Origin of the sequence: Azorhizobium sp. AG788 (genome assembly GCF_004364705.1) — a bacterium.
Classification (GTDB): Bacteria; Pseudomonadota; Alphaproteobacteria; order Rhizobiales; family Xanthobacteraceae; genus Azorhizobium; species Azorhizobium caulinodans.
The window spans coordinates 14,601-40,354 of the sequence record NZ_SOBM01000011.1 but is presented as its reverse complement, the minus strand read 5'-3'; the positions used below and the strand labels follow the sequence as shown (position 1 = coordinate 40,354).

The window sequence follows — 25,754 nt, the reverse complement described above, 5'->3', positions numbered from 1 at the left end:
GACGATTCTCGCACCAATTGGCGGAGCCTGACCTCCGCCATGGCCTGGAGCACGCGTTCTCTTTCTTGAATCGCCCTCTAGAAGTGGTGACAGCCGGAGCGCGGAGAAGCCTGTCCCGGCTGTCCGCCTCTTCCCAAGCCGGCGACATTCAGCGCTGCATCGGTCCATAGATCCGCCTGCCCACCATCCTCACGTAAAGCACGGCGGCCAGAGACAAGGCTGCGGAAAGCGCGAACAGGAAGCCGTAGCCGATGCGGTCGGCGACGATGCCCGCGAGGCTGGAGCCGGCGAGATAGACCACGAGCTGGGCGCAGGCGAGCACCGTGAAATCGGTGCCCGGCTGATCCTTCGAGGCCACCGCCATGAAGAGGCTGTAGAGCGCGACGATCTCCATGTAGCGGATCAGCGTCTGAAAGGCGGCGGCGCCCATGAGGGCGGGCCATCCGTGGACGAGATCGAAGGCATGGAGGGCGAACAGAGCAAAGCAAAGGGTCCGCAGGCCGCCCAGCAATGTCAGGACGCCGCCGGTTCCCATCCGCACCATGAGGACGGCCGCAAGGCCCGAGCCGATGAGGCCGGCCGTGGCCGCCGCGCCGCCCGACAGATAGCCGAGAATGTCGAGGGGCACCCCGCGATCGACGAGATATGGCCCCTCCATCGCCTTCACGAGCCCCTCGCTCGACCGATAGATCAGCGCGATGAGGAGAGCCTCCCGCGCCTCCGGCCGCGCCCAGAAGGCGCGCAGCGAGGGCCGATACGGGGCGCCATGAGAGGGCGGATCATCCTGTTCGCGCATGGCGAAGGCGGCCGCGAGCGGGAGCACCGAGAGCGCGGCGACGGTCCAGATCATGGGCCGCCAGCCGAAGTGATGGTAGATGACAAGGCTCAGCGTGCCGGCGATGACCACGCCGAAGGCCACCGCCCCGCCCTGGATGGCATTGCCGAACGGGCGGTCCTTCACCGCCAGTTCCCGCGTCGCATAGCCATCTGTGGCGATGTCCTGCGTAGAGACGAGCAGCGCGATCAGCATGCCAATGGCGAGGAAGGCCGTCGTGTCGGTGGGCTCGATGAAGGCGAGGAGCCCGATGGCGAGAACCGTGCCGATCTGGGTGATCGCGATCCACCCGGCCCGGTGCGCCCGCGCGATGGGGCGCAGACGGTCAACCCACGAGGCCCAGAGAAACTTCAGCACCAGCGGCAGCATGAGGACGGACAACAGGCCGATGGCGGTGCGGGAGACGCCCTGCTCGCGCATGATCGGCGGAATGGCCGCCACCAGCAGATAGCTGGGGATCGACTGCGCCAGATAGAGGCCGGCGAGAACGATGAAGAGCCGCGGTCGGCTGATGCCCGCCGACGAGGCCGGCGAGTTCCTCACGACGTCCGTGCTCATGGCAGGTCCTCCGCGGGCTTTTGCCGATGGCCGGCAAGGAAGGTGCGGGCCGCCTGCTCGTCGCTGGTGGCCATGAAGGGAAAGGACCACAGCCGGCGAAAGGGTGTGGCGGTGGTCTCGGACGCGCCGGGCCGCACCATGGCGCAGCCGCGGCACGTCTCCTCCATGCGCAGCCGCGTGCGCTTGAACCAGAGGGCTTGCGCCCGGTCGCCCGAGGGCGAGAGGGCGGGCCCGCCGCCGAAGAGGGCCAGCAGGACGAAGGGGCGGTCGAGTTCCGCAATCCGCTCCAGCGCCGCCAGATAGTGGGCTTCATCCTGCGGCCCATAGGGCGGGAGGAAGCGCAGGACGGCCATGTCGCCGTCCTCCATGTCGAGGCTCACCATGGCGTCAGAAGGTCTTGCTGAAGCCGACGGTGAGCGTGCGCCCCCAGCCGTACACGTCATAATTGCGGGTCGCGGTGGCGGACGGATTCACATATGCGCTGTCGAGCAGATTGTCGGCGGAGACATAGACGGTGCCGCCTGCCAGAGGATGGGCGACGGCCAGGTTGAGCGTGGCGCCCGACTGGATCTCGAACAGCTGCGTGCCATCAAACTTGCCGCGTCCGCTCCAGAACTCGACCTCGGCCCGCACCGTGGTGCCCTGGTCGAAGCGGTAATTGCCGTAGACCGTGCCTCGGAATGGCGTGGAGATGCGGTTGTTCGGCAGCCAGGCATCGATGGTGCCGTCGCCATTGGAATCCCACCGCCCCTCACGCAAAGCGAGATTGGTGCCGAGCGCGAAATTCGGGGTGAAGGCATATTCGCCGGTGAATTCGGCACCGTAGATGATTTCCTTGGACTGACCGATGGCGTTGGTGGAGGCGATGAAGTTCACGCCCTCGTTGGAAGTGGAATAGAAGCCGGCGAGGCTGCCCTTGAAGGCACCGATGCTGCCCCGTACGCCGATCTCGTAATTGTTCACGATCTGCGCTTCGACACCCAGATCGTCATAGCTGATGGTGTTGCGCTTGTTGCAGCTGTAGGGCCCGGCCGGCAGGCGGGTGCCGAGGAAGCAGCCGTATTGCAGGATCTGAGTGGTTCCCGAAGCCCCGGCGCGCCTCGTAAAGGCGCCGATGTCCGGCAGGGCAAAGCCCTGGCTGAAGCCGCCATAGAGATCGACGGTCTCGGTCAGCTTGTAGGTGGCGCCGAGATTGAAGGTGGGGGCGGAGTAGTCATAGGTTCCGCCCGTCACGGCCATGGCGGGGAGCACCGCATAGCCGAGGCCGGAGAAGCCGAGGAAAGCGGCCGGACGGGTGAAGTCGTTGACCGTGACGTCGAGATATTCATAGCGGACGCCACCTCGCACCACCAGCCGTTCCCCGATGGGCACCTGCAACTGGGCAAACCCCGCATAGGTCATCTGGGAAAGCGGCGTGAAGACGTCCTGGCCGTTGGTCAGGGTCTGCCACGTGTCGTCATGCACCACGTCAGCCCCCCAGGTCAGTGTGGCGCCGTTCAGGATGGGCAGGGGCGTATCCACCGTGATGTTCACGCCGCCGCGCTCGGAATTAAGGATGGTCTGGTTGTAGGGCGACGTCGGGCTGCTGAGATTACCCGAATAATAGACCAGATAATTGTTCCGGATATCGAAGTTGCTGTAATTGAAGCGCTTCTTGATGTCGTTGTAATAACCCAGCATCGAGAGCGAACCGAGGGCGAAAGCGCTGTCCGTATAGCGCAGCGACACGGACTTGGAATCCTCCAGCACGGACTGACCGGTGTAAGGCGTGCCGATGGCCGGGGCGGCATAGGCGCCCGCATAGCTGGTCGCCCATTTGGGATCCTGCTGCATGTAGATCCAGCTAGCCTGCGCCTCGATCCGCTTGGTGGGATCGATGTTGTAGCCGATCTTGCCTAGGAAATTGCCGCGGCCATATTCGCCGCCGCCGCCCTGTCCCAGCATGCCGTCCGAGGGCAGCAGGCGGCCGTCGCCATCATAGGTGTTGTTGGCGAAGGAGCCGGTGGCGGTGACCAGATAATCGACGCCACCCTTCACGCCGCCGGAGACCGTCCCCGAAACCTCCGGCGCAAGCGACGCGCCGGGATTGGCGGTGAAGGTCCGCACGGCCGCATTGACCGATGCCTTCGGTGCGCCCTCCGTGGGCCGCTTGGTGATGAAGTTCACGGTGCCGCCGGTCGCACCCGCGCCATAGGTGCTGGAAGCGCCTGCTACCACCTCGATGCGCTCCACCGAATTCAGATCGATCAGCGCCAGAAGGCGCGAGACGTTGCGCAGGGGCGTGTTCATGGGCACGCCGTCGATCATGACCAGCAGATCGCGACCGCGGAAGGTCTCCGAGGCGCCCGAGATGGTCTGTGTGGACACACTGTAGCCGGGAACGAGCTTGGCCAGCACGGCCGCAGGATTGTTGGTGAGCTGTAACTGCTGCTCGATCTCGGAGCGCTCGATCACCCGCACGGTCTGGGGCACATCGCTGATCGGCCGGTCCGCGCGCGTCGCGGTCACCGTGACCGTATCGAGGTCGATCGTCTCCCCGCCGCTCGTCACGGGCCGGGCCGGCGTTGCCGTCTGGGCGAGGACCGGAGAGGCGAGAGCGACAGCCAGGGAGAGGACACTGGTCATCGTCAACAAACTGGCGCGGCGATCATGCGTCATTTTCTGGAACTATTCTGATCTGGTCCGCCTCTCCCGGAGAGGAAGCGGAGAATGAACCCTGGATGAAAGGTGATAAATTCATCCCGATCGCAGCGCTTGGTTGAAAGCGAAACCGAACATGGTCTAAAGCGAACTCGACCTCTTTCATTTCGCCTGTCTCCGAGGCGCAACAACTTGGAATTATTCAACGGAAGCGAGCATGGCCGGCCGTTATGATCCCGCATGGTTCACCACCGCCGGCCTGCCGCCACGGCGGGGGCAGGACGCGGCCGTCAAGCTGTTCGCAGATCTTCTGGGAGACGTGAGCCTGCATTTCGGCGCGGCGAACGGCAGACCGGCGCGCATCGTCCATTGCGCCCTGCCGGACATCCTCATCACCACATGCGTGGACGTGCGCGCCGTCATCCGGTCGGAGCGGGGGATGGTGCCTTCCGATATCATCCTCGTCCGTCCCGTCGGCGGCCGGATCGGCCTGCGCCAAGCCGGACGGGAGATATGGCTGGAGGAGCGCAGTGCGGCCCTCGTGGCGCTCGGACACCCCTTTGAACTCGATGCCACGCGGGCCGAACGGTTCGACTTCCTCCGCATGGCGGCGCCCGTCACCGCCCATGCGGAAGCCCTGCATGGGCGGATCGCCAAGCCGGCGCCGGCTTCGGACAACCGGCTCATGCTCCTGACCCATTATGCCGGCGCCGTGCTCCAGGGGATGATCCCCCTTGATTCCGAGCGGCATGCGCGGCTCGCGGGCAATCACCTGCGCGATCTGGCGGGAACGCTCTTCGGGCTGGATGACCCGGCGCAAGGAGCCCTGAGCCCGGCCGTCCGGCTCGCCGCGATCCGCTATCAGGTGGATCGGGACTATGCCCGGCGGGACCTGTCCGTGGAGAGCGTCGCCCGGCTGCACGGTGTCACGGGCCGCTATGTGCAGAAGCTGTTCGCGCAGGAGGGCACCACCTTCTCCCGCTATCTGCTCGAGCAGCGGCTCGCCGCTGCCCATGCCCTCCTGACCAGCGAGGAGGGGCCTCGCGCGCGCATCGCGACAGTCGCGCTGGAGGCGGGTTTCGGCGACCTCTCCTATTTCGTGCGCACCTTCCGGGCCCGCTACGGCGCACCGCCGTCCCACGTCTCCAAACGCGACAGGCCGAAGTAACCGCCTCTCCCTTGTCCGAACGGCTGTGCCAGCCAGAAACTGTCTGATCGCGCCTGCGGTGCGAAGGGCGTTTCCGCCAAACAAGCCGACGTTCACTTGATGTGTGGACAGACGCCATTCTGCCGCGGTGAGCCTTTCCGCATCGCCGGAGGTGGTTTGGGGTGCGTCACGCCAACCTCAACTTCAACCTGCGAGGCGCCGACTTTTTTCGTCGCAACGCTCGTCGACCGGGGCCGTGGACTGCAGCTTCACCCGGTCATGCCTTTGCCATTTTTGGCAGATCATAAGGGCATGGGTGCGCGATCCCCTATTGGATCGGCAGGTTGTTGCGCTGGTCGGGCCGCCAGCGTTGGAGACCTGCATGTATCATCGCGCGGATATGAGCGCCGTCGCTCGTCCTTTGCTTCATAAGCGGATTTCTTCCTCCCATGCGGGAGGACGCCCATGAGCGGGCCGTCCCGGACCCAGCGGCCGATGTCCCCGCTGCGCGCATTCTTTCATCACGAGACCTCCGCCGGACTCGTTCTGATGGCCTGCGCATTGGCCGCCATCGCTGTCGCAAACTCGCCCTTGGCCCCCGGCTACTTCGCGACCCTGCACGCATACGCCGGACCGTTGAGCGTCCAACACTGGGTGAACGACGGACTGATGGCGGTGTTCTTTCTGCTCGTCGGCCTGGAGATCAAGCGCGAAATTCTGACCGGTCAGCTTGCCACCTGGGGAAAGCGCACACTGCCGGGCGTGGCCGCGGTGGGGGGAATGGCCATCCCCGGCATCGTTTATGTGATGTTGAACCTGAACAATCCGGGCGCCTTGCGCGGCTGGGCCATCCCCGCCGCGACCGATATCGCTTTCGCGCTGGGAGTGATGTCGCTCCTCGGCTCGCGCGTGCCGTCTTCTCTCAAGATCTTCCTGGCGGCCCTGGCCATCATCGACGACTTGGGCGCCGTCATCATCATCGCGATTTTCTATACGGCCAATATCAACGTTGCCGCCCTGCTTGGCGCCGTTTTCGTCTTCGGTATTCTCAGAAGCCTGTGCGCCGCCAATTTCCAGGATCTGCGGATCTACCTCGCGCTCGGCGCCGTGCTGTGGGTCCTGCTCCTGGTGTCCGGCGTCCACGCGACTCTCGCCGGCGTCTTGCTGGCCCTGACGATTCCCATCACCACGGCCTCCGCGACGCCGGATCCCTCCCGCCAGACGGCGCCGCTGCACCGCCTGGAGAGCTTGCTCCATGCGCCTGTCGCCTTCGCCATCCTGCCGATCTTCGGCTTCGCGAATGCCGGCGTGTCCTTTGCCTCGATAACACCTGCGATCATGACGGACACGCTCGCCGTCGGCGTTGCGGCCGGGCTTCTGATCGGGAAGGTCGTCGGGATCTTCGGCGCGGTCGCGCTGATGGTCCGGCTGCGGCTCGCCGAACTCCCCACACACGCGACGTGGCTTCAGATTCTCGGAGTCGCCTTCCTCTGCGGCATCGGCTTCACGATGAGCCTGTTCATCGGTCTGCTCGCCTTCGAGGACCCGCACATGCAGGACCGCGTCAAGTACGGCATCCTGGCGGGCTCGCTACTGGCCGGCGTTCTCGGATATGGCATTCTGCGGATCGCCGGAAGAAGAGCTTTGTAGCCGTCGCGTCGGCCCCGTGAGCCGATCCCTGCGCCGCCAGGGCCCATCGGTTCAGGAGATCTGGATCTCGCGCGTGCCCGTGTGTCGAGGTCCAGGGGTTGCTCGGGCCGGAGGCGGGCACACCAGCCCCCTCCGGCAAACTCTCGTTCCTCGCGGCCATGCCGAACGGCGGGACCTGCCTCGCCCAGCTTCGTCTCCTTGATGCTCTACGCCCAACGCCGAAGGGCTTCGAGGACGACCTGAGACGCCTACTCGCGCGACGCGCGAGCGTACGCGCCACTTCAATGCCAGCCCCCGTCGGATACGTCGTCGACACGCAGGGCCATCTCCGTCAACCAAAGCTCCTCCCATTGCAGCCAAACCGCTTCCCGCTGTTCAGGCGGATGGCTCGATGCGGGGCAGGTCGAGGACTGGCCCTTTCCAAGCTCGGAGCTCAGCAGGACCGTGGGAAACGTAGTGTCGTCCGCACGAAAGACGTCGTTCGGCATGGTGCTCTCCGAGGCGTGTCGGCCCTATGGATTCCATAGGAACAAAAAGAGAACAAGGGGAATTTTGAAGCCGCGGAAGCCATGATTTTCGGCGGGATGCCTGCGGGCGGCAATGCGCGTCACCGAACGCGATGACATCCCGCTGGCGGTCGAAGCCACAAAGCGGCGTGCGGCAGCGCATCGACCCGAAGCGGTTCAGCATCCGGTAGGCCTCGGGCGCGCTGGCGGAGAAATCATTCGTCTTCCCTGCACGGCCACGCCCAGCGACCATCCGGGCGGTTTGATTACACCGCCCGGTCGGCACGCTGGGATGAACCATGCCGAAACGGCATGGATATGTATCCATCGACGGACTTGGACATAGCCCGTTCCTGACGTTTGTAATGCGGCCCAATAGCAAAGCCGCCGGAAGCAGAGGCGGCAGCACGGGAGTGAAGTTCGTTATGGCCCGCTTACGCCAGCTCTATGTTCAGGTGATCATCGCCATCGTGCTCGGCATCGCCCTGGGGATTCTGGCGCCGGCGACCGCCGTCGAGATGAAGCCGCTCGGCGATGCCTTTATCGGGCTGCTACGGATGATGCTGGGGCCGATCATCTTCTGCTCCGTGGTTCTGGGGCTCACCCACGTGCGGGATATGGGCCAGCTCGGCCGCCTCGCCTTCAAGGCGCTGCTCTATTTCGAGATCCTAACCACCGTCGGCATGGCGCTCGGATTCGTGGTGGTGAACGTGTTCGAGCCCGGCGCGGGCCTCCACGCCACCAGCCTCGCCGTCAACGAGAGCGTAGCCAGGATCTCGAACACCGCCAGCCACTTCACCGCCGTCGGCTTCTTCCTTTCCATCATTCCCAACACGCTGGTGGACGCGTTCGCCAAGGGCGAGATCCTGCAGGTGCTCTTCATCTCCGTGCTCACCGGCGCGGCTCTCAGCATCGGTGGCAAGAAGGATTCGCCCATCCTGCGCGGCATCGAGGAAGGGCAGGATGTCCTGTTCCGTATCCTCGGCTTCATCATGCGCGTGGCCCCCATCGGTGCGTTTGGCGCCATCGCGGCGGCCGTCGGCGCTCACGGTTCGGGCACGCTGATCTATCTCGCCAAGCTCGTCGGCCTTTACTATGTCACGTCCCTCGCCTTCGTCTTCCTGGTCCTCGGCTCAGTGGCCGGCATGGCCGGGCTGTCCATCCTGAAGCTCATCCGCCTGGTGCGCGAGGAACTACTGCTGGTGCTGGGCACCGCGTCTGGCGAGGTGGCCCTGCCCCGGCTGATGCAGAAGCTGGAAAAGGCCGGCTGCGACGAGGCGGTGGTGGGGTTTGTACTGCCCGCCGGCTACAGCTTCAATCTGGACGGCACCGCCATCTACATGGCGATCGCGGTGGGCTTCATCGCCCAGGCCACCGATACACCCTTCTCGCTTGGCCAGCAGATCGGCGTGCTCGCCATCATGCTGCTCACCTCGAAGGGCGGCACCACCGTCGCCGGAGGCGCCTTCATCAAGCTCGCCGCCACGTTGCAGACGGTGCGTGCGCTGCCGCTCAACGGGCTGGGCCTTCTGTTTGGCGTGGACCGGCTGATGGCCACCTGCACCGCACTCACCAATGTGGTGGGGAACACCGTCGCCGTGTTTGTCATCGCCCGGTGGGAGAATGCGTTCAACCGGGCCAAGTTCGACAGCTACATGGCCGAGCTCGCCGCGTCGGCCGGCGCCGGCCCGCAGGCGCCCGCCGTGGCTGCCCCCGCATCCGCCAAGGCCGGTGAGTGAAACCCGCATGTCAGCGGACATAGTCATCTACCACCTTGGCGCCATACCACGCGCCCGCGGCCACACGCTCCACGATGACGCCGCGCACCACATCGAAGAGCTCATGGGCAAGCGGCGTGGACTGGGTTTCCATCGGGATGCCGATGGAGACCGTGGAGATGAGCGGGGGCCGGTCGATGACCCGCACCTGCAATTCTCCCCGCTCCGCCTCCCCCGCCACCGCCGCATGGGCCAGGATGGTCCAGCCAAGGCCCCGCTTGATCATGGCCTTGGTCATGGTGACGCTGTCCACCTCGAACACCACGTCGAGGCGGGCGCCACGCTGGATGGCCGCCTGTTCGATCAGGCGGCGGTTGCTGTGGGGCAGAGACGGCAGGATCAGTGGCAGGCCGGAAAGGTCTCGCCATTTGATGGTACGCGCGCTCATCTGGCTCTCGGTCATGGGACCTGCGGCCACCATGCGCTCGTGCAGGATCGGCGTCAGGACGATGCCGTCCAGCGGCGGCGGATTATAGAGGATCGCGAGATCGAGGCGTCGGTCGAGCAGCCATTCCTCCAGAGAGGAACTGATGCCCTCGCGCACGTGGAGCGAGGCATGCGGCCAGCGTTCGCGCAGGATTTCCACCACCACCGGAGCGATGATGAGGCCTGCCGCCGGCGGCACGCCGAGCACCACATGGCCGGCGAAGCTCGTCTCCGGCGCCCGCACGAGTTCCGAGATCTGGTCCACCTGCCGCAGCACGGCGTTGGCGTGTTCCAGCAGCGAGCTGCCGGCGCGGGTCAGCCGCACGCCGCGCCCGTGACGCACGAAAAGGCTGACTCCGAGCTCCTCCTCCAGCTTCATCAGCTGGCGGCTGAGGGCGGGTTGCGCGACGTTCAGGATGACCGAGGCGCGGCTGACGCTTCCAGCCCGCGCCACCTGGACGAAATAGCGAAGTCCACGGATGTCGATGGCGCACCTCCATCGGCGGTTGCCGCCGCACGGACGCTCGTGATGGACGCCGTTGTGGCAGCCACCTTTCCCGACGTCAAATCCCCTTTCGGGACTGTTTCGCCATGAACTGGATCGACCTCGAGCAGGTTACCCTGCGCTACACGCTGTCCGGCAGCGGCCCGGTGCCGCTGGTGCTGATCCATGAGCTGGGCGGCAGCCTCGAAAGCTTCGATGCGCTCATGCCATGCCTGGAGCGTGACTTTCGGGTGCTGCGCTATGACCAGCGCGGCGCCGGCTGGTCCGAGAAGCCCCGCAAGCCGTTCACGATCGCAGATCATGCGCGGGATCTGCGCCAGTTGCTCGACGCGCTCGGTCTCGCCGGCCCGGTTTGCCTCGCCGGCGTCGCAGCCGGCGCGGCCATTGCCGTCGTGCACGCGCTCAACGATCCGGCCGCCGTGCATGGGCTCGCTCTCTGCTCGCCAGCGCTGACGGTGGCGGAAGACCGCGTCCGCTATCTGGTGGGCCGGTCGGAGCGTGCCATGCGCGAGGGCATGGCCGCGATCGTGGACGCGAGCCTCGCCCGCTCGTTCCCGTCCGTGGTGCGGCGGGACCCGGCGGCTTATGCCGCCTACCGCGCGCGGTTCCTTGCCAGCGATCCGGTGGGATACGCCTACGCCAACATGGCGCTGGCCGATGTGCGGCTGGACGGGCAGCTCCGGGGGCTCGACCTGCCATGTCTTGTGCTCGCCGGAACGCACGATCTGCTGCGTACGCCAGAGGCCGTCCGTGCCCTCTCGGCGCAACTGCCGCGTGCCATTTATGCGGAGATCGACAGCGGCCACATCATGCCGGTTCAGGCCCCAGAGGCGATGGCCACGCATCTGCGGCACTTCTTCGCCAGCGTGACCCGCGACGCGCTGATGCGAGCCTGATCAGGAGGCGATGATGACCGACCCCAAGGGACTCCTCCTCGTCACCATGGAGCCTCCGGCCAGCCTGGAAGAAGAGTTCAACGACTGGTACGACACCGAGCACTTTCCGCAACGCCGGGCGCTGCCGGGCTTCGAAACCGCCTCGCGCTGGGTCTGCCTTGCCGGCTGGCCCCGCTGGCTCGCCATATACGATCTAGCCTCCACGGCGGCGCTCGCCACGCCCGAGTATCACGCTGTTTCCGCTGCCAATTCCACGCCTTGGAGCAAGCGCGTCCTGCCGCGAACCATGGGGCGGCAGCGCGTGGTGGCGCGGCAGATCCTGCCGGGCAGCGCGCTGACCCTGCCGCTCGGTCAGGCGGCCGGCCTGCTCTTGGCCCGCTATCATCCCTCTGGCGAGGAAAAGCCCTTCGCTGAAGCCTTGCACGCGGCAGCGCAGGCTCTGCCTGATGTGCTGCATGCCCGCATCTTCCGCCAGTCGGAGAGCGAAAAGGCCAGCCTCTGGCTGATCGCTGAATTTGCAGCTCCGCAGGGCTTTGAGCCCCTGCGGAGCGCACTCGCGTCAGTGACCGGCATCGGGGCGCAGATGTTCAATCTCTATGCCCCCTATTTCCGGGGTTGAGCCGATGCCCCGAGCCAACCCCAACAGCATCGAGATCGACGGACTGACCTTCCATTACCGGGTGGACGGCCCCGAGGGCGCGCCCTGGCTGGTGTTCAGCAATTCCCTTATGACCGACCTGTCCCTATGGGACGATCAGGCGGCCGCGTTCGGGGAAAGCTTCCGCATCCTGCGCTATGACCAGCGGGGTCACGGACGGACGGGCATCCCGGCCGAAGACTGCACCATGGAGCGTCTTGCCGCCGATCTGATCGGCCTCATGGATGCGCTCGGCATCGCGCGCGCCCATCTCGTCGGCATCTCCATGGGCGCCGCGACGTGTCTCGGTGCGGCGCTCGCGCAGCCCCGGCGCGTGGCCAGCCTCGTGATGGCGGACGGTCAGGCAGCCACACCGGCCGGTGGCGCGCAGGCGTGGGAGGAGCGGATCGTCCTCGCCCGCACCCAAGGCATGGACGGGCTCGCGGGCCCCACCATCGCACGCTGGTTCCAGCCCGCCAGCGTCGAGGCGAACGGAGAGGGTGTCCGCCGCGTGGCGGGCATGATTGTGGCGACGCCCCTCGACGGCTTCCTGCGCGCGGTGCGCGCGCTCCAACGCTTCGATTTCCGGCCGGGCCTTCCGGCCTTGGCCTGCCCCGCACTCATGCTTGCCGGCGCGGCCGACGGCGCGCTGCCGAAAACGCTGGCCGGCCTCGCCGAGGCCGTGCCGGATGGCCGCTTCGTCGAGATCCCCGATGCGGGCCATCTGCCGAACATCGAGCAGCCGGTGGCTTTCAACGCGTCGCTGGACACCTTTCTGAAACGAGGCGAGGCATGAGGATCAAGGATCTCCCCCTGGACGAGATGACGCCCGAGCAGCGGGCGGTGGCGGAAGAGGCCATCTCGGGCAAGCGCGGCCGTGTTCCCGCGCCCCTGCGCGCCTGGCTGCACAGCCCGGAGCTGGGCCGGCGCGCGCAGCATCTCGGAGCCTTCGTGCGTTACGACACCAGCCTGCCGCCGGACCTGTCGGAGCTGGCCATCCTTGTCGTGGCCCGCCGCTGGACCTCGCACTTCGAATGGTATGCCCACGCCCGCGAGGGGCTGAAGGCGGGCCTGTCGCAGCAGGTCATCACCGCCATCGCCAATCGCGAGACGCCGATGCTCGACCGCGAGGCGGCGCGGGTGGTGCACGATTTCAGCCGCTCCGTGGTGGAAAGCGGACGGGCAACCGACGCCCTCTACGCCCGCGCCACCGCCGCCCTTGGCGAGAAGGGCGTGGTCGATCTGGTTGGCCTGCTTGGCTACTACACGCTGGTGGCCTTCACCCTCAACGTCTTCGACATCGGCCTGCCCGAGGGCGAGACGTCTGCCCTGGAAGCGTGAGGCAAGACCATGAGCGGACGGCTCGCTAACAAGGTTGCCATCATCACCGGCGCCGGCTGCGTCGGCCCCGGCTGGGGCAACGGGCGCGCCGCTGCCGTGCTGTTCGCCCGCGAGGGCGCCAGCGTGTTCGCGGTGGACAAGAACCGCGACAGCATGGAAGAGACGCTGGACCGCGCCCGCGCCGAGGGTGGCACCATCGCGCCCTATGCCTGCGACGTCACGGATAGCGCGGCGGTCGCCGACATGGTGTCCGCCTGCGTCACAGCCTTCGGGCGAGCCGACATTCTGGTGAACAACGTGGGTGGTTCGGCGCCCGGCGGCCCGGTGGAACTCTCCGAGGAGCAGTGGGACCGGCAGATCGATTTCAATCTCAAGAGCGTCTATCTCACCTGCAAGCATGTGCTCCCTGTGATGGAGGCGCAGGGCGGCGGCGCGATCGTCAACACGGCCTCGACCTCCGGCATCCGATGGACCGGCGCCGCGCAGGTGGGCTACGCCTCCTCCAAGGCCGGCGTGATCCAGTTCTCTCGCGTGGTCGCCGTGCAATATGCCAAGCGCAACATCCGGGTGAACACCGTGGTGCCGGGCCAGATGCACACGCCCATGGTGGAGGCCCGTCTTGCGGGACAAAGAGCCGGCGGCGACGTGGATGCCCTGCTCCAGTCCCGCCTTGCCCGCATTCCGCTCGGCTTCATGGGCGACGGCCGCGACACGGCCGCCGCGGCTCTGTTCCTCGCCTCGGACGAGGCCCGCTTCGTGACCGGCACGGAGATCGTCGTCGATGGCGGCATGAGCGCCCGGTGTGACTGACATGAGCGCTCCCCTCACACCCTGCCCGCCGCCCAATCCTGACCCAAGCCTTCCGGCGCGACGGCCGCCCAATGGCGCCTGCGACGCCCATTGCCACATCTACGGCCCGTTCGCCCGCTTCCCCCTGCCCGATGACCGCAGTTTCACGCCATCCGAGGCCCCGGAAACGGCCCTGCGCGCGCTGCACGAGCGGATGGGCATTTCCCGTGCCATCCTCGTCCAGAGCCAGGGCCACGGCTTCGATCACCGCCCTCTCCTCGACGCGCTGGAACGCGAGCCGGTCCGCTATCGCGGCGTCGCGCTGATCAGGTCCGACACGAGCGATGCCGAGATCAGAACCTACGATAGGGCAGGCATTTGCGGGGTGCGCTTCAGCTTCCTGTCCCACCTCGGCGGGGCGCCCGACCTTGAGGCTGTGGCCGCAGCTGCCCGGCGCGTGGCTGGGCTCGGCTGGCACGTCGCCATCCATGTGACCGGCGCCGACATCGTGCGTTACCGGGACTTCATCTCCGGACTGCCGACACGCGTGGTAATTGATCACATGGCCCGCCCGGATATCCGGCAGGATCTCGCGCCGGTCCGAGAGGCCCTGTTCCGGCTGCTGGACACCGGTCGCGTCTGGGTGAAGCTCAGCGGTGCCGACCGCCTCTCGCATGCCGGGGCCCCCTATCAGGACGTTGTCCCCTACGCGCGCAGCCTGCTGGACCACGCGCCGGAGCGGGCGCTGTGGGGAAGCGACTGGCCGCATGTGAACCTGTCCGGCCCCATGCCCGACGACGGTGTTCTGCTGGATTTCGTCGATCGCATCGCTCTCACGCCCGCGCTCGAGCAGAGGCTACTGGTTGAAAACCCCACAACGTTCTTCGGCTTTCCAGCTTGCCGCAATGATAATCCGTCAAGCTGATCATTAGCGGAGCGGCTGTCACCGTTCGGACATTCGCTCAAAGCGCCACCTCATGCGGCAGCGCGCCTCGCCCTCCGCCGCCATCTTTTTGATTGGATCATCGGCATGTTCAAGCGCTTCTCCGTCAAGGCTCTGCTCACCTGGGTCATCGCCCTCCTGGCGCTCGGTCTGGTGACCGTTCTGGCCAGTGGAGCGTGGGAATCCGCCCGCTCCTATGCAACGGCGGCCCGCATTTCCGCAGTAACCCGCGTGTCTCAGGATGTCTTCACATCCCTCCACAACTTGCGCCTTGATCGGGCGTCGGCACTGCGCGACCTGCCGGCGGATCGGGTTTTCACGACCCTGACACCGCAGCTAGAAACCTCCCGCAAGGCAGAAATGCCGGCGCTCAACGCAACCCTCGCGGGGCTTCGGACCCTTGATTTCGCCGGACACGAGGATTTGGCGACAAGTCTCCAGGGGGCGATCAGCCGTCTGGCGGACCTTCACACGGAATCTACCGCCGCGCTCTCCCGCCCGAAGGCCGAGCGCCGCCCCTCCCTGTTGACTGACTACAACCGGGAAACCGCAGCACTGCTGGAGCTGCTCGACCGCATCTCGGCGCAGCTCGTCAAGTCGGTGAAGCTCCAGGATCCCTATGTGGACCAGTTGTTCCAGATCAAGCAGCTGGCCTGGACCACGCGGAACGCGGCGGGCGACACGGCGCTGCTGGTGTCCAATCCGCTGGCCGGGCAGCCGCTGGTGAAGGAGCCCCTGCAACGCTATGCCACGCTCACCAGCCAGATCGACAGCACCTGGGCCGTCCTCGTCGAGTTCGCAGCCAGCATGCCGCTGCCGGAACAGTTGAGCAGCCGGATCGAGGCGGCCAAGCGGGAGTTCTTCAACCCCACCTTCATGGACCTGCGCCTCAACACCCTCAAGGCGCTCATGGGGGGGACGCCGCCCGGCATCACCGCTGAGGAATGGACGCCGCTGGCCGTGTCCAAGCTTGCCTATTTCCAGGCCGTGGCGCAGACCGCCCTCGACCTTGCCGAGCAACATGCGGAGAACCGGCAGGCGGACGCCTTCCGCTCCCTGCTGATCCAGAGCGGGCTGCTTCTCCTCTCCGCCGTGTTCGGAATCGCGATGATCGTCGTCGTCACCCGGCGGGTGACCCGACCGCTGGAGCGCATGACCACGGTCATGAAGAGCCTCGCCGCCGGCGATCTTGCGGTGACGGTAAGCGACACCGATCGTTCCGACGAGGTCGGCGCCATGGCCCAAGCGGTGCTGGTGTTCCGGGAGGAGATGGCCCGCAACGCAGACCTGGAACGCGAGAATGCCGAGACCCGCGAGCGCGCGGAGGCCGAGCGGCATCAGGCGATGCAGGCGCTCGCGGACGAGTTCGAGCAGGCGGTCGGCGGCATCATCCGCAACGTCTCCACCTCGTCGGACGCGCTCCACCAGACTGCGCGCAGCATGTCGACCACGGCGCAGGAGACCTCATCGCGCTCGACCGCCGTGGCTGCGGCGGCCGAACAGGCGTCCACCAATGTAGTGATGGTGGCCTCCTCGGCGGAGGAACTGGGAGCGTCCGTCGATGAAATCTCCCGCCAGGTGGAGCAGTCCGCCAGCCTCTCGGCCAGCGCCGTCGCCGAGGCCGCCCGCACCGGGGAGGTGATCCGCGAACTCGCCCAGGCGGCCTCACGCATCGGCGACTTCATCGGCCTCATCTCCAACATCGCCTCCAAGACCAACCTCCTCGCCCTCAACGCCACCATCGAGGCCGCGCGGGCGGGCGACGCTGGCAAGGGCTTCGCGGTCGTGGCCTCCGAGGTGAAGGACCTTGCCAGCCAGACCGGCAAGGCCACGGAGGAGATCGAGGCCCAGATCGGCGCCATCCAGCGCACAACCGAACATGCGGTGCAGGTGATCGAGAACGTCAGCAACCAGATCCGCCAGATGAGCGACGTGGCGACAGGAATTTCCGCCGCCGTGGAGCAGCAGGGCGTCGCGACCAAGGAGATCGTCCGTAACGTCGATCAGGCCGCCACGGGCACCAACACGGTGACCAGCCATATCGCGGACGTCGCCCGCACCGCCGACCAGACGGGCACGGCGGCCTCCGAGGTGCTGTCCGCGTCAGCCACCCTCTCCGAACAGGCATCGCAGCTGGAGACCCAGATGCGACGCTTCCTCGGCACGATCCGGGCCGCCTGACCCCGCACGCCCCACGGCCGATCCCCTGCCGGATTGCCCGCGAGGGCCGGCCGCAGCAATCACTCACGCCCGCGGCCGGCTATCGCCTCGGCGCCTGCGGGCCGTCCAGGGCGGCGCATGGGCAAACGTTCCGCGCCGCCGCCCTGCTCGCGTTGCGCACGTTGGCGGATTACCTCGTAATCTGCCGCACGAAGGAGAGAAACGCGCTGACCTTGGCAGATACGAGGTTGGACGCACGATGATAGGCGTAGAGGGGAAAGGTTTCGTCCGACCACTCGGGCAGCATCTGCACGAGTTTTCCATCCTCGAGCAAGTTCTCTGCATAGAGCTCGAGCAGTTGCGCCATCCCGATGCCGCCGAGGCACCCTCCGATCAGCGAGCCGGTGTCATGGACCATGAGGCGCCCGCTTGCCTGGAACGGGATGGTCTCGCCTCCCCGGCTGAACTCCCATTCGTATGGACGTCCCGTCGAGGGATCGCGCAGAAGAACGCACTGGTGGCCATTCACCAGATCTCGCGGGTGAGACGGCGCTCCGTAACGGGCGATATAGCTTGCGGACGCGCACGTCAGCACGCGCGTCTCCAGCAACAGCTCCGCTCTGAGGTTGGAGGGCTCCGGATATCCGAAACGGACGGCGACATCGAAACCATCCCCGACGAGATCGCCCATAGCGTCGCGCACCGCCACGTCGACGGCCAGATCCGGATACTGATCCAGGAACGCCCCGAGCCGTTGCGTGAGCACGAAATGCCCAAAGGCGCCGTCCACATTCACCCTCAGCCGACCGCGAACCAGCGCCTTGGCGCGGCCGGCGCTCAGGGTGGCATCTTCAATGCCTGCAATGAGAGGCGCGACCGCTTCGTAATACCGCCGGCCTTCGTCGGTCAGCGAAATGGACCGCGCCGTCCGATTGAAGATCCGAATGCCGATCCGCTGTTCCAGACGGGCTACGGCGCGGCTGACGGCGGGTTGCGTCAGCCCCAGCGCTTCGCCCGCGCGCGCAAAGCTGCCAGCTTCAACAACGGCCGAAACCACGCCGATCCCATTCAACAAGCGACTATCGAAGGCCACGAGCCATACTTTCAGTCATTCTTTCCCTGATCAGTATGCATTTTTATGCGGGTGACAAGAGGGGTACTCCTGCCATCGAGCCATTCGTTGGAAAGGGCACTCACATGAGCAGTCACGGTAAAAACGCTCTGGTCACAGGCGCATCTCGCGGCATCGGAGCCCTTCTGGCCCTGCGGCTTGCGGCAGACGGCTTCAGGACCGTGGTCAATTATGCCGGCAACGCGGTCGCCGCGCAGGACGTCGTGAACCAGATCGCCCAGGCGGGCGGGAAGGCGATCGCCGCGCAGGCCGACGTGACGGACAGCGGTGCTGTTGAGGCCATGTTCGACGCAGCCGACAAGGCATTTGGCGGGATTGACGTGGTCGTCAACAACGCCGGCATCATGAAGCTGGCACCCATCGCCCAATTCAGCGACCAGGACTTCGGCCAGTTGGTCGCCATCAATCTCAAGGGCACGTTCAACGTCTGCCGGGAGGCCGCCAAGCGCGTGCGAGACGGTGGGCGGATCGTCAACGTCTCCTCGAGCGTCATCGGCATGCGCTTGCCGTCTTACGGGCCTTACATCGCAACGAAAGCGGCCGTCGAAGGCCTGACCCAGGTTCTCGCGCAGGAAATGCGGGGGCGCGGGGTCACGGTGAATGCCGTGGCGCCGGGGCCTGTCGCCACCGATCTGTTTCTCGAGGGCAAGACCCAGGAGCTGATCGACCGGATGGCCAAGATGAACCCGCTCGAACGCCTGGGCCAACCGGAAGACATTGCGCGGGTCGTCGCCTTCCTCGCCGGTTCGGAAAGTGGCTGGATCAACGGCCAGATCGTGCGCGCCAACGGCGGCATGTGCTGAACGCAAGGACAGCACTCCAGAGTCACCCATGATGAGGATCATTCGCGATGTCTTGGAGGCCTGCGAACTGCGCTTCCTGCCCATCGTGATGACATCGCTCGCGTTCATATCGCCGGCGTGAGCGGCCCCCGGATGGAGATGGCAGCCCTCGAGCAACCCGATGCAGAACAGACGTAGTTCCGCCAATCACAACACGGTGCGTACCAAGAGCCGCCCCTCGTTCTTACCTGTTTGCCCTTTTGGGCATAGAGGCGCTCGTGTAAAGTTGGGCAGTACATGCAGTCAAATGATACCATCGACATTGAGCCATGTACGTTTTGAACACCAAGGATCGAAATGGAACTGGCCAACTATGGGAAGCGGCTGGATGACCACTGGAGGGGGATCTGCTCAGCCTCCCAGATCTCGGCTCCTGGCCATTCCGACGTCGGCCTGTCGGTTGCGCGGATAACAGGAGGACCGAATTTCGGCTTCGTGGATCCGGTGCCGGCACAGGATGGCTATGCGCTTTCGCTCGAGCTGATCGATTATCAGCGTGGCGACCTCTGGCTCGATGGTCGCAACACGCCGCAGATCGATCTCAAGCGCAATAACAGCGTGCTTTTCGACCTGCGCCACAAGGTCGAAGCTCGACTGGAGGACCCGTTCGACACCATCCATTTCCACATCCCCCACCGCTATTTCGATGCGCTCTGTGTGGCGTCAGGCCGTCCGGCTATTAGCGATCTCAATTTCGTCAGTGGCCACGGCTTCTTCGACCAGACGCTGATGCATCTGGGAATGGCGATGATTCCTGCATTGGAGCGCCCCGCGGAATCCAGTCATCTGTTTCTCGACCAAATGATGGTTGCGCTCTGCACATATCTCGCGAACACCTATGGCGTTGCTCTGGAGACAAGACCCGGCCCGCAAGGCCTGGTGCCATGGCGCCTGAAACGCGCCAAGGACCTGATCGCGAGCCGCCTGAGCGGGAACCTGACCATCGCGGAGATCGCGGCCGACTGCGGCCTGACACCGAGCTATTTCACTCGGCAATTCGCAGCATCCACCGGCATGACACCTCATCGCTGGCTTCTCAAGATGCGCGTGGAGGCGGCGAAGCAGCTGATTTCTGAGGGCAGGCTTTCACTCGTGGAAGTCGCGCTCTCCTGTGGCTTCGCGGACCAGAGTCACCTCACCCGCATTTTCTCAAGGGAGGTGGGCACGCCTCCACGGACGTGGGCGAGAAAGATGCTTCCAAGGCACCTCGCAACGCCAGCCGGCGTGAGATCCGGCGAAGGCAATTTCTGATTGCTCATTAACGCCAGCCTGCGGAAACTGAGGCGGGTCGGGCGCACCGCGGACAGCCGCAGGGTGCGAGATCACCGCGGCCACGACTGGGGAACGACGAAGCCCGCCCGCGCGCCGGACGCAGGCGCTCACCCCGGAAAGCGGTGATGACCTATCTGCCCGTCTGCCCGAGCGGGTCGCGCGTCGCCGGACGCTGCGATGCGGGCGGCTTAAGGTGAGACCTTCAATACGATCTTTCCGAAGCCACCGCCCGCTTCCATGCAGCGATGTGCGTTGGCGGCTTCGGACAGCGGAAATACCTCGCCGACCAAAGGCTTCAGCCGGCCATCCGTAAACATCGGCAGCGCGTTTTCCGCGAAGCGCCGGACCATGGCTCGCTTTTCCTCCGCGTCACGCGATTTCATGACGGTGCCGATAATGCGCAGATGGTTATGCAGCAGGACGGAGAGCGGAAGCTCCGCCGTGTCCTTCCCGCCCAGCAGCCCAACCTGAACAAGACGGCCGCCAGGTGCGAGACTGCGGAGGTTGCGGGCGAGATAATCGCCGCCTACGAAGTCGATGATCACATCCACCCCTTGTCCTTGGGTCGCCGCCCGCACGCCCTCTTCAAAATCCTCGGACCGGTAGTCGAACACGAGTTCCGCGCCGAGGTTCAGAATGTCCGTGCGGCGCTGGGCATTGGCCGTCGCGAAGACACGGGCGCCGAGAGAATGAGCGATCTCGACGCCGGCGGAACCGACACCGCCGGAGGCTGCGTGGACGAGCACCGTCGTCCCGGCGCCTGTCCCGCCCAGATGCACGGCGGCCTCCCAGGCAGTGACGAAGGATTCCATCACCGCCGCGGCACCCGTAAAGTCGAGCGCAGGCGGAATGCGCACCGCCAATCCCCGGTCCACGCGGGCGAATTCGGCGTAGGCGCCTCCACCGACGATCGCCATCACAGGCTCACCCGGCTCGATGTCGGTGACCTCATGGCCCACCGCCACGACTTCGCCGGCCACCTCCAATCCGAGCAGATCGCTCTCGCCATAGCTCTGACGTCCGTAATAGCCCTGCCGCTGCAGCAGATCGGCGCGATTGACGCCGGCCGCGTGCACCTTGACCAGAAGATCGCGCGGGCGCACCTCGGGCATCGGCACCTCGGCCAGGCGGAGAACATCCGCCGGACCGAAGGCATCATAGATAACAGCCTTCACTTGGCGGCTGCCTTTGCCATGGCGCGTCGGCCGATGCTCGCGGCGAAAAGCGGCGTTTCACGCCGGTTGTGATCGCCGCCTGCTTCCTGGCGGGCAATCGCCGCCTGCTCGAAGCTCTGCTGGTGGGCTGCGAGGAAGTCCATGAACACGTCGGTCGGATGCGAGGTGACGCGGTTGGTGTAGCGGGTGCGCCCGCCCTCCATCGCCTCGGCGATGAGTTCCCAGATCACGTTGACCTGCGTGCGCCCGACCGGCGTGAACACGTCGGAGATCGAGTTCATCCGGCAGTACGCAGGCGTCGCTTCTTCGGCGACGTAGTGCTGGATGACGAGGCCGGTGCCGATCATCTCCACATTGATCACCATGCGACGGCCATCGTCCGTCGTGGTGACGCCGGAGCCGATGTGATCGGGGGGACAGCAGCGCAGATACTCCGCCTCGGGCAGGGTGAACAGCCAATCGGCGATATCGACCTTCTCGAAGGGAACGTTGATCTCAGCTGAGTACGCCGATTCCGATAGAATTTTGTCGGTGAGGACCTTCATGATTTCATCCTTTTAAGTTTAAATAGCGCAGTTTTTTTGCGCTCCAGCAGGCCAGAACGAGGTGCATTGAAGTCCTCGCCGATAACTCTGGTACGCGAGGTGGAGACGGCATTATTTCGAGATGCCCGTGACCCCCCTCGTCGCTTGCCAGTTGGAACGCGGCCCGCGGGCCCTCTGCGGCTCGGTTGCCGTGGGGCGCGCGGTGTCGGCACAGCAAATATGCGGGTGTCCAGAACCGGCGATAAGTCATAGGGTTCGGCAAATGGCTTTGCCTGGATCGCAAAGATGAAACCCCATTTTGCCGAGTATCTTGCTACCTTTGTCGATGTGGTGCGCGCGGGAAGCTTCTCCGGTGCCGCGCGCCGACGCGCGGTGACGCCGTCGGCCATCGTCCGCCAGATCGACGCCCTGGAGCGGGACCTTGGCGTTTCCCTGTTCATCCGGTCGACGCGCGCGCTCACGCTCACTGACGCCGGCCAGAGGCTGCACGAGCGGGCCGTGCGCCATCTCGATGACCTCGCGGACACGCACGCGGAGATCGCAGCCTTCGAGGGCTCGGTCACAGGCACTCTGCGCATCGCCTGCTTCCCCACCTTCGGAAGACGCTACGTGCTTCCCGTCGTGGTGGGCCTGCAGGCCAGACATCCCGCCCTGCTGGTCGAACTGGACCTGACGGAGCGGCTGGCCGACCCGGTGGCGGAACGTCTCGACGTCGTCATCCGAATGGGCGCACTGACCGACAGCACGCTGATCGCAACCAAGCTTGCACCGCTCGCGCGCCTGCTGGTCGCCAGCCCCGCGTATCTGGCACGGGCAGGCACGCCCACAAGCGCGGCGGATCTCTCATCGCATCGGCTGATCGACAAGCTTCACGGCGCCGATCTCCTGGGATGGCGCGATGTGCTTGGCTGCCCCGCCGGCTATGGCGGAAACGGCACTGTGGCGCTCCGTTCCGATGATTTCGAAGCGCAGCGCGCGGCGGCAGAGGCCGGGCTCGGAATCGCGTTCCTGTCGAGTTGGGTCGTCGGACCGGACGTGAAGGCCGGAAAATTGATCCGCCTGCTGTCAGACGACGAGCCCTGGAACCAAGGGCCATCGGGCGTTTATGCCCTGCGGGCCCTGCCGCAGCCGAGCGCCAAGGTCAAAGCCTTCATTGAAGGGCTGCGGAAAACAATCGGGAGCCCGCCAGTTTGGGAGCCGTGATCGACTCGTTCATCCCAAGCCTCGCCTTGGCGACCGCAGCCTCGCGAATGGTGCCAGCGCGGGGAATCTCTCCCGTAAACGTGCCAAGGGCATCGGTGTCGATATTCGGCGCCGTGGTGACGACGAGGCCGAGCCTGCCGAACAGAACCGGCGCGATCGCAGTCTCCTTGCCATGCATGGTCGCCAGCACGCAGCCTGCCCGGCATAAGGGCCTAGGCGCGCTGCGGCCGTGACGTCCGGCGTTCCCTCGCCAATGCGCACGAAGCACCTCCTTCTTCGGGCGCTTGCGGGCCGCTGGATGCGCGGGACCGCCCTTTACGCGACCTCCCGCACGGAATGCTCATCTGCGTGCTCATCGCCGATACACGTCTCCCACTGAAGATCGCCGGTATAGCGCCAGGCCATGCGGCCCTTGTCGTCGAGGGCGAAGAGATGCAGCCAGAGATTGTCGAACAGCGCCCGGACCTCCGGGTGACGTTGGAGTACCCTTGCGATCGCCTCGCGCGGCGCCTCGATCAGCACGGAAAGCCGAAGGGGCTCATGCGTCGGCCGTTCGCCGTCATGCACTGATTGCCATGGCAGTCCTGCCCGCAAGAGGCCGCCATTGCCCTCGACCACACCGATACCGCCGGTGACGTTGTGAAGGAGTTTGTTGCCTGCCCCGAAGACGTCGGGCGCAACCGTCGATCCGTAATATTGGAGGCTGATCCAGCTGGCGACGACAACCGGCGCCGTCAGGATCAACTCCAGCACGCCGAAGCCGTCGTCGCGCCGCCAGTCATAGTCATGGAGAAAGGCCCGTCCCGCCAGATCGCGCCCCGCAGTGCGTGCCCGCGGCGCCGCGATGAAGGCTTGGCAGCCCGCGAGCGCCCATTCGGGACGAAGCTCGGCCCAATCGCGCGCGCGGTGCGGGATGTCCTGACCGTGCTTTGCGCGAGGGAGGCGCAGCGCCCGTTCCCCCCGCGCGAGAATGCCAGCCGATTTCAGCCACCGCTCTGCCTGATCGACATCCTCGGCATGGGCCGCAAAGGCATGGTCGCTGGCGTAGATGTTGACGTCATCGGTTGTCGTGTCGTGCAGCGCCGCCAGGAACAGCGTATCTTCGGGTACGATGATGCCCCGCTCCGCAAGACCGGCGCGCACCTCGCGGTCGTTGAGCACAGACGCAAGCAGCCGCGCATTCACTTCGCCCGAATACCCGCCGCACGCGCCGCAATGCAGGGCGCTTGCATGGGGATTGTTGACCACATTGGCCCCGTGACCGGCGAGCAGAACGAGCTTTGCGAAGCCTCTCGTGAGCGACATCGCCTTGAGTATGCTCACGGCCATTGTCAGCCGCGTGTTGAGGTCGAGAGCACTGGTCGGCCGCGGGGCTGGATCGTTTGGCGCGGCATGCCGCTTCAGCCCCAGCCCATCGCGCAGAAGCTTGGCGACATAGATCGGGCCTGCGGCCTCAACGAAGGCGAACGAGGAGATGGCGGCCAGCTTGAAGCGTCCCCATGCCCGCTCGACGCGGGCGGTGATCCGCGCGGCCAGATCCGAGCTTGCCACTGTCGCCGTGGCCTCTCCCGAGCATGTGAAGATGCCCGGCTTCAGCAGCACCGGCAGACGCGCCTCCACGACGTCCGAGGCGAACCGGCGATGGCCGATGCCCAGCCCGAAGAACCCTGCGAAGCCCAGCGTCTGGATGCCGGGATCGAGGCTTTCCATCGCCCGCCGAAACACTTCCGAGCGCACGTCGATGCAGAATGCCATCTGCAACGTGGGGCGACCATCTGCCACCCGGGCCGGAGACGTTCCCGTGAGACAGGCGCCGAGCCGCCGTTGCGCCGCGCGCTCGGCGGCCTCCTGCAGAATCGCGTCCACGACATCCTCAGGAGTCGCAAAGACAGGTTCGGCATAGGCAGCGATGGCAGCCTTCCATTGAGCCTCGACCACGGGACCGAATTTGCGCAGCAGAGCCGCCTCCCAAATCAAGCGGATGGCGAGGAGGTCGGTCACGGACGCATCGGTGTTGCCGGTGAGTTCGGCCTGCCAGAGGCGATAGCGGGCGAGTTGGCTCCAGCCGCCGAGCGTCGTCAGAAGCCGATGGAAATAGCTTTCCAGCGCCGGCCCGCAGAGCCCAAGACGGGCGACGCATGCGATGATTGCGTCTTCAGCATTTCCCGGCGCATCCGCAACGCTCTGTGCGAAACCTTCCAGGCCGGCGATCTCAGGCGTGAGATCGTGGGTCGCGATGATGCGCCATGCGCTGTAAGCGGCCCCCTGTTGTCCTTTGGCCCAGAGCGCCTGCCCCTCATCGAAGTAGCTGGAGGCCCAGTGACTGATGCGGTCATTGACGATGGCCGGCCAGTCGATCCCGGCGACATCGCGTGCCAGATCGGCGAGCGTCGGGATCGCGTGCGGTTCCGGACGTTCAGACTGGACGGCCCGCTTCAATGAGGCGAACGTCTTCGGCCGAAGCGCTGCGGGAGCGCTTTCAAAGGCAGCGTGCAGATCTTCTTCAGCGATCTCACCGGACCGCAAACGGTCCGCGTACCAGGACCGCGGCATGGTCAGCGGAATGCCCGCCACCCGCCGCAGACGGCTCGCCGCAGTCGCGAGCGGCTCGCCCGTCTGGCCGAGGAAGGGATTGACCGCGACGCTCGAGGCTAGGGGCCAAAGGGGGGGAATGGCGCGCGCCGCCCGATTGGCCGCCTCGAGAAGCACATCGGGAGACGGCAGCGGCGAGCCGGGAGTGGTCATCAACATGGGTCTTGTCCTTGTTCCTGTGG

At 65.8% G+C, this 25,754-nt stretch carries 23 protein-coding genes; 13 read left to right on the top strand and 10 right to left on the bottom strand.

From position 1 onward, the window contains the following. Positions 1-148 precede the first annotated feature (148 nt). The 3 genes from DFO45_RS23325 to DFO45_RS23315 are packed head-to-tail and all read right to left on the bottom strand — an operon-like array spanning position 149 to position 4,018. Positions 149-1,393 carry an MFS transporter gene (locus DFO45_RS23325; protein WP_133866731.1) on the bottom strand — a complete coding sequence of 415 codons (1,245 nt, stop codon included), beginning with the start codon at positions 1,391-1,393 and terminating at the stop codon, positions 149-151. Continuing rightward, on the bottom strand, positions 1,390-1,776 hold the full coding sequence (locus DFO45_RS23320) for a hypothetical protein (protein WP_133866730.1): 387 nt from the start codon (positions 1,774-1,776) through the stop codon (positions 1,390-1,392). The genes DFO45_RS23325 and DFO45_RS23320 overlap by 4 nt, the downstream gene beginning before the upstream one ends. A 4-nt stretch (positions 1,777-1,780) precedes the next feature. After that, positions 1,781-4,018, bottom strand: coding sequence for a TonB-dependent receptor (locus tag DFO45_RS23315; protein ID WP_166657236.1), 2,238 nt, complete (start codon positions 4,016-4,018; stop codon positions 1,781-1,783). Positions 4,019-4,250: 232 nt separating this feature from the next. Here DFO45_RS23315 and DFO45_RS23310 point away from each other — a divergent pair, with 232 nt between their 5' ends. Next, positions 4,251-5,201: a helix-turn-helix transcriptional regulator gene (locus DFO45_RS23310; protein ID WP_133866728.1), complete on the top strand. Its 951-nt coding sequence runs from the start codon at positions 4,251-4,253 to the stop codon at positions 5,199-5,201. A gap of 444 nt (positions 5,202-5,645) precedes the next feature. Continuing rightward, on the top strand, positions 5,646-6,830 hold the full coding sequence (nhaA, locus tag DFO45_RS23305) for a Na+/H+ antiporter NhaA (RefSeq protein WP_133866727.1): 1,185 nt from the start codon (positions 5,646-5,648) through the stop codon (positions 6,828-6,830). Between the two features lie 281 nt (positions 6,831-7,111). On the opposite strand, the gene DFO45_RS23300 is transcribed toward nhaA, so the two are convergent. Continuing rightward, on the bottom strand, positions 7,112-7,318 hold the full coding sequence (locus DFO45_RS23300) for a hypothetical protein (RefSeq protein WP_133866726.1): 207 nt from the start codon (positions 7,316-7,318) through the stop codon (positions 7,112-7,114). Between the two features lie 443 nt (positions 7,319-7,761). Here DFO45_RS23300 and DFO45_RS23295 point away from each other — a divergent pair, with 443 nt between their 5' ends. Further along, a complete protein-coding gene (locus tag DFO45_RS23295; protein ID WP_133866725.1) occupies positions 7,762-9,075 on the top strand; it encodes a cation:dicarboxylase symporter family transporter in 1,314 nt (437 codons plus the stop codon). A gap of 10 nt (positions 9,076-9,085) precedes the next feature. Here the strand turns inward: DFO45_RS23295 and DFO45_RS23290 are convergent, their stop codons facing one another. Then, positions 9,086-10,021 carry a LysR substrate-binding domain-containing protein gene (locus tag DFO45_RS23290; RefSeq protein ID WP_280960294.1) on the bottom strand — a complete coding sequence of 312 codons (936 nt, stop codon included), beginning with the start codon at positions 10,019-10,021 and terminating at the stop codon, positions 9,086-9,088. A gap of 110 nt (positions 10,022-10,131) precedes the next feature. Here DFO45_RS23290 and DFO45_RS23285 point away from each other — a divergent pair, with 110 nt between their 5' ends. From DFO45_RS23285 to DFO45_RS23255, 7 genes are all read left to right on the top strand, one after another. After that, positions 10,132-10,941, top strand: a complete 810-nt coding sequence (locus DFO45_RS23285) for an alpha/beta hydrolase (protein ID WP_133866723.1) — start codon at positions 10,132-10,134, stop codon at positions 10,939-10,941. Between the two features lie 13 nt (positions 10,942-10,954). Continuing rightward, on the top strand, positions 10,955-11,560 hold the full coding sequence (locus DFO45_RS23280; RefSeq protein WP_133866722.1) for a DUF4286 family protein: 606 nt from the start codon (positions 10,955-10,957) through the stop codon (positions 11,558-11,560). Positions 11,561-11,564: 4 nt separating this feature from the next. Continuing rightward, complete coding sequence (locus tag DFO45_RS23275) at positions 11,565-12,374, top strand: alpha/beta fold hydrolase (protein WP_166657235.1); 810 nt, start codon at positions 11,565-11,567, stop codon at positions 12,372-12,374. Beyond that, positions 12,371-12,919, top strand: coding sequence for a carboxymuconolactone decarboxylase family protein (locus DFO45_RS23270; RefSeq protein WP_133866720.1), 549 nt, complete (start codon positions 12,371-12,373; stop codon positions 12,917-12,919). The genes DFO45_RS23275 and DFO45_RS23270 overlap by 4 nt, the downstream gene beginning before the upstream one ends. Before the next feature lie 9 nt (positions 12,920-12,928). Beyond that, positions 12,929-13,729 (top strand): SDR family oxidoreductase, encoded by an 801-nt coding sequence (locus DFO45_RS23265; protein ID WP_133866719.1) that lies wholly within the window; start codon positions 12,929-12,931, stop codon positions 13,727-13,729. A gap of 1 nt (position 13,730) precedes the next feature. Continuing rightward, positions 13,731-14,633: an amidohydrolase family protein gene (locus DFO45_RS23260; protein ID WP_133866718.1), complete on the top strand. Its 903-nt coding sequence runs from the start codon at positions 13,731-13,733 to the stop codon at positions 14,631-14,633. Positions 14,634-14,738: 105 nt separating this feature from the next. Further along, positions 14,739-16,832, top strand: a complete 2,094-nt coding sequence (locus tag DFO45_RS23255) for a methyl-accepting chemotaxis protein (protein WP_133866717.1) — start codon at positions 14,739-14,741, stop codon at positions 16,830-16,832. A 169-nt stretch (positions 16,833-17,001) separates the two neighbouring features. On the opposite strand, the gene DFO45_RS23250 is transcribed toward DFO45_RS23255, so the two are convergent. Continuing rightward, positions 17,002-17,904, bottom strand: a complete 903-nt coding sequence (locus DFO45_RS23250) for a LysR family transcriptional regulator (protein WP_133866716.1) — start codon at positions 17,902-17,904, stop codon at positions 17,002-17,004. Between the two features lie 104 nt (positions 17,905-18,008). Between DFO45_RS23250 and DFO45_RS23245 the strand changes: the two genes are divergently transcribed. After that, positions 18,009-18,746, top strand: coding sequence for an SDR family oxidoreductase (locus DFO45_RS23245; RefSeq protein WP_133866715.1), 738 nt, complete (start codon positions 18,009-18,011; stop codon positions 18,744-18,746). Between the two features lie 336 nt (positions 18,747-19,082). Beyond that, positions 19,083-20,036 carry an AraC family transcriptional regulator gene (locus tag DFO45_RS23240; RefSeq protein ID WP_133866714.1) on the top strand — a complete coding sequence of 318 codons (954 nt, stop codon included), beginning with the start codon at positions 19,083-19,085 and terminating at the stop codon, positions 20,034-20,036. A 209-nt stretch (positions 20,037-20,245) separates the two neighbouring features. Here DFO45_RS23240 and DFO45_RS23235 read toward each other — a convergent pair whose 3' ends face one another. Continuing rightward, a complete protein-coding gene (locus tag DFO45_RS23235) occupies positions 20,246-21,232 on the bottom strand; it encodes an NAD(P)H-quinone oxidoreductase (protein ID WP_133866713.1) in 987 nt (328 codons plus the stop codon). Beyond that, positions 21,229-21,777 (bottom strand): hypothetical protein, encoded by a 549-nt coding sequence (locus DFO45_RS23230; RefSeq protein WP_133866712.1) that lies wholly within the window; start codon positions 21,775-21,777, stop codon positions 21,229-21,231. The genes DFO45_RS23235 and DFO45_RS23230 overlap by 4 nt, the downstream gene beginning before the upstream one ends. Positions 21,778-22,062: 285 nt before the next feature. On the opposite strand from DFO45_RS23230, the gene DFO45_RS23225 reads away from it, so the two are divergent. Next, positions 22,063-22,980 carry a LysR family transcriptional regulator gene (locus tag DFO45_RS23225; RefSeq protein WP_133866711.1) on the top strand — a complete coding sequence of 306 codons (918 nt, stop codon included), beginning with the start codon at positions 22,063-22,065 and terminating at the stop codon, positions 22,978-22,980. Here DFO45_RS23225 and DFO45_RS23220 read toward each other — a convergent pair. Both DFO45_RS23220 and DFO45_RS23215 read right to left on the bottom strand, forming a co-directional pair. After that, positions 22,928-23,170, bottom strand: coding sequence for a hypothetical protein (locus DFO45_RS23220; protein WP_245518238.1), 243 nt, complete (start codon positions 23,168-23,170; stop codon positions 22,928-22,930). The genes DFO45_RS23225 and DFO45_RS23220 overlap by 53 nt on opposite strands. Before the next feature lie 125 nt (positions 23,171-23,295). Next, complete coding sequence (locus tag DFO45_RS23215) at positions 23,296-25,731, bottom strand: DUF2309 domain-containing protein (RefSeq protein ID WP_133866710.1); 2,436 nt, start codon at positions 25,729-25,731, stop codon at positions 23,296-23,298. Positions 25,732-25,754: the final 23 nt, after the last annotated feature.